The following is a 4,770-nucleotide window of genomic DNA, read 5'->3' as shown; positions in this document are numbered from 1 at the left end:
GATCCATCGGATGAAGACCGTGCCAAACAAGCGTACAATGAATTTATGCCACTGGATGGACAATTTAATGACAATGTGATCATTCAGGTGAAAAACGGTCCTATCGATTTTCAGCCACGCGAACCGTTCAGCCCCTTATTTGGTGCGATGAAAAAGACAACTGTAATGCCCGAATTGCAGGTTACAATGGAATATTTGGGACAGTCGGTGCATCTGGTTTTTCTGGCTACCATGTGGGAAGAATTTCTAAAAAGCGAAACCTGGCAGGAAGGTGCAGGCAGTACGGTTGCCCGTTGCACCGATGGCAGTATTTTTAATCAGAAATACAGCGCTATTGCGGGCGTTGCAAACATCGGGCTCGATGCCAACTGGTGTGGTCACGATTTTGCTCAGGCCAACTGGTATGCTTTTGGTCGGCAGGCCTGGAATCATTCGATCAGCAGCGCACAAATAGCCGATGAATGGTTGAAACTTACGTTCGGGCCACAAAATATTGATAAAGAAACAAGCTCTTATGACCTGGAGTGGAATCTGTCGTTTTTACAACCCGTGAAACAAATGATGCTCAACAGTCATGAAGCTACTGTTAATTACATGATGCCTTTGGGGCTTCATCATATTTTCTCAGCACATGCACATTACGGCCCCGGGCCATGGTGGGCTCCGCGTGGCATGCGTGCAGACTGGACTCCTCCGTATTATCATCAGGCCGATTCTTTAGGAATTGGATTCGATCGTACGACTTCGGGCAGCGATGCAATTAGCCAATACCACGAACCGCTTGCCGGCCAGTTAGCCGACCTGAATACCTGTCCCGAGGTGTATTTGCTTTGGTTTCACCATGTTTCGTGGGATCATAAAATGAAAAGTAACAGAACGCTTTGGAATGAGCTATGCTATCGGTACGACGAAGGAGTGAAACAAGTGCGCGAATTTCAGCGGGTTTGGGACAAGGCAGAACGTTTTGTCGATGCGGAACGATTTGCAGCTATTCAGCATAAACTTACAGAACAGGTCATGAATGCACAGGAGTGGAAAGACGCCTGTTTGCTGTATTTTCAGCAATTCAGTAAACAACCAATCCCTTATGAACTGGAACGGCCATTATTTAACCTGGATGAGCTGCTCGAACGTGACAGACAGAGGGTTCGACGAAGTCGGTAGTTAGAATCACAAGTTGAAAATAATTATACCTATAACCTAATTAAAATGAATTTCAAAAAATACTTTATCCTTGCCCTGCTCTTTGTAGTACCGGCATTTACGGTTTTGGCACAAAATCCAATAATCAGAGATCAGTTTTCAGCCGATCCTACGGCACGTGTAATGAACGGAAAGGTTTACGTTTTTCCTTCGCACGACATTCCGGCTCCTCCTAATAAAAACCTGCGCGAGAATTGGTTTTGTATGCCCGATTACCATGTGTTTTCATCTGAAGATCTTGGCGAATGGACCGACCATGGCGTAATTGTTAGTCAGAATAAAGTGGCTTGGGTTGATTCTACCTCGTACAGCATGTGGGCACCCGATTGTATCGAGCGTAACGGAAAATATTATTTCTACTTTCCGGCCAATAAAAATGTAGCAGGTCCCAACGGCCGCAAAGGTTTTGGAATTGGAGTGGCCGTTGCCGATAAACCTGAAGGTCCTTACGTTCCGGAGGAAAATGCTATTGAAGGTATTTTTGGTATCGATCCAAATGTTTTGATCGACAAAGACGGACAAGCTTATTTGTATTATTCGATGGGCAACATATACGTGGCAAAACTAAAAGAGAACATGACAGAACTGGCAACGAAGCCGGTTGCCATTGCCAATTTGCCTGAAAGGGGGATGAAAGAAGGCCCGTTTGTTTTTGAGCGAAACGGAAAGTACTACCTTACTTTTCCGCATGTGGAAAACGATACCGAACGGTTGGAGTATGCCATGGGCGATAGCCCCGAAGGGCCTTTTACGATGACCGGAGTAATTATGGATGAATCGGAAACAGGATGCTGGACCAACCATCATTCGTTGGTTGAATATAACGATCAGTGGTATTTGTTTTACCATCATAACGATTATTCACCTCATTTTGATAAGAACCGTTCGGTGTGTGTCGATAGCCTGTTTTTTAATGCCGATGGAACTATTCAAAAAGTTATTCCAACCAAACGAGGTGTTGGTGTAACCCCGGCATCCGGTAAAATTCAGCTCGACCGTTACAGCGCAATAAGCGAAAATGGCGCAACAATAGCTTTTAACGATACCACAAATACTTTCGCAGGTTGGAAAACTACGCTGGCCAATAAAGGTGCCTGGATTTCTTACAACACGGTAAATTTTGAAAAGAAGAACACCGGAAAAGTTGTGGTGAATGCCGGTGCACTAAACGGTGGAAAAGTAGAACTGAGAATTGATGCAGTGGATGGCCCTGTTCTGGCTGAAATAAATGTGCCAGAAAGTAAAAAAATGACTGTGTCGAAAACAAAAATAAACAAAGTTGAACCCGGTATCCATAATATTTTTGTGGTGGCGGCGAACGATAATCCGGTGGAGATTGACTGGATAAGTTTTGAATAGAACAAGAAGAAATGCCTCTTTGTAAGAAGACGGTTAATAATCTGGAAAGATGAAAAGATTTGTATTTTTAATATTCATTGCCTTTTGTGCCTGTGCACAACAACAACCCGAAGACGAAACTTTACTTAAGCTGCGCTACGATAAGCCTGCTGAACAATGGGTTGAAGCACTTCCGGTTGGAAACGGCCGTTTGGGGGCGATGATATACGGAAACCCTGAAAACGAAATTATTCAGTTAAACGAGAATACCATTTGGGCCGGACAACCCAACCGAAACGATAATCCGGATGCAAAAGCATCGTTAAAAAAGGTGCGTCAGTTGATTTTCGATGGAAAATACAAAGAAGCGCAGGATCTCGTTAATCGTGATTTTATTACCAAAAAATCGCATGGAATGCCTTACCAAACGGCGGGAAATCTGAAGTTGAGTTTTGAAGGGCACCAAAATGTTAGCAACTATTCGCGCGAATTGAACCTGGAAACGGCTGTGGCTTCATCAAGCTACCAGGTTGGCGAAGTAAATTATAAAACAGAGGTCTTTTCATCTTTCCCCGATCAGGTTGTTGTTGCCCATATTTCTGCTGATAAATCAGGTGCCTTGAATTTTTCGGCAACGCTTGACCGGCCTTCAAAAGTAACGATAACCACAAACGGAAACAACGAGTTGGTAATGACGGGAGTTACCAGCAGTCATGAAGGTGTTAAAGGAGCCGTAGAATTCGAAACCCAGGTAAAAATAATAAACGATGGTGGAGTAGTTACCGCCAATGAATCGGAGCTGACTGTGAGCGACGCAAAAGCGGCAACCATTATTATTTCGATGGCCACTAATTTTAATAACTACAATGATATTAGTGGAAATGCCAACGAGCGCGCAAACAACTATTTGCAAGCGGCTATCCAAAAAACATACAAGGATTTATTAAAAGACCATATTGCTGATTATCAGAGCTATTTTAGACGCGTTGATCTTGATTTGGGAGAAACCGAATCGGTTAATAAAATGACGGATGTAAGGGTGGAGGAATTTGCTACGGCAGACGATCCGCAATTAGTTGAGCTCTATTTTCAGTTTGGAAGGTATTTGCTTATTTCCTCGTCGCGCCCGGGTGGGCAACCTGCCAATTTGCAGGGAATTTGGAACGACCAGTTAATGCCACCCTGGGACAGTAAATACACGGTAAACATTAATGCCGAGATGAATTACTGGCCATCGGAAATTACCAATCTGAGCGAATTAAATGAACCACTGGTTCAGATGGTGAAGGAATTGTCGGAAACCGGCCAAAAAACTGCGCAGGATATGTACGGCGCAAATGGCTGGGTATTACACCATAACACCGATATCTGGCGTATTAACGGGCCAATTGACGGTGCTACCTGGGGCATGTGGCTAATGGGTGGTGCCTGGTTATCGCAGCATCTTTACGATAAATATGCTTATAACGGAGATATAGAATACCTGAAAAGTGTTTATCCGGCCATAAAAGGAGCAACATTGTTTTTCCTCGATTTTTTGATTGAAGAACCCGACAACGGTTGGCTGGTGGTTTCGCCTTCTGTTTCTCCCGAAAATACTCCGGCAGGCCACGGATCAAACATAGCAGCCGGAACCACCATGGATAATCAGCTGCTTTTCGACTTGTTTTCGATAACAGTGAAAGCCGCTGAGGTTTTAGAAACTGATACAGCCCTGGTGGAAAAAATTAAGACCACCATGCAGAAACTGCCACCCATGCAAATTGGAAAATGGGGGCAACTGCAGGAATGGATGTACGATTGGGATAATCCCAACGATCATCACAGGCATGTATCGCATTTGTATGGACTTTACCCTTCCAACCAAATTTCGCCTTATCATTCGCCCGAATTATTTGAGGCTGCACGCACTTCGTTGGTAGCCCGCGGAGACGAATCAACCGGTTGGTCGATGGGATGGAAAGTAAATCTTTGGGCACGTTTGCTCGATGGTGATCATGCCTATAAACTAATTACCGACCAGCTAAAACCTGTTGCGCGTAGCGGCCGAAGAATGAGCGGTGGTACTTACCCGAACCTGTTTGATGCGCACCCGCCTTTCCAGATTGACGGGAATTTTGGTTGCACAGCAGGAATTGCCGAAATGTTGATGCAAAGCCAGCACGGAGCCATTCAGCTTCTTCCGGCACTTCCATCAAAATGGAGTAAAGGATCGGTGAGTGGATTGGT

2 protein-coding genes and 1 pseudogene are annotated in these 4,770 nt (G+C 44.6%); all 3 read left to right on the top strand.

The annotated features are described in order from the left end of the window. Positions 1-1,164, top strand: a pseudogene (locus tag ABZB17_RS20660) (alpha-glucuronidase); the annotation flags it as partial. Positions 1,165-1,209: 45 nt separating this feature from the next. Further along, positions 1,210-2,562: a family 43 glycosylhydrolase gene (locus ABZB17_RS20655; RefSeq protein ID WP_372653211.1), complete on the top strand. Its 1,353-nt coding sequence runs from the start codon at positions 1,210-1,212 to the stop codon at positions 2,560-2,562. 49 nt (positions 2,563-2,611) lie between these two features. Then, the coding region (locus tag ABZB17_RS20650) for a glycoside hydrolase N-terminal domain-containing protein (RefSeq protein WP_372653209.1) at positions 2,612-4,770 on the top strand (2,159 nt) is incomplete at its 3' end.

The sequence above is a fragment of the Draconibacterium sp. genome, from assembly GCF_041583095.1.
Taxonomy (GTDB): Bacteria; Bacteroidota; Bacteroidia; order Bacteroidales; family Prolixibacteraceae; genus Draconibacterium.
Note: the sequence above shows the minus strand (reverse complement) of the source record. Positions and strands in the feature narration are given on the sequence as shown.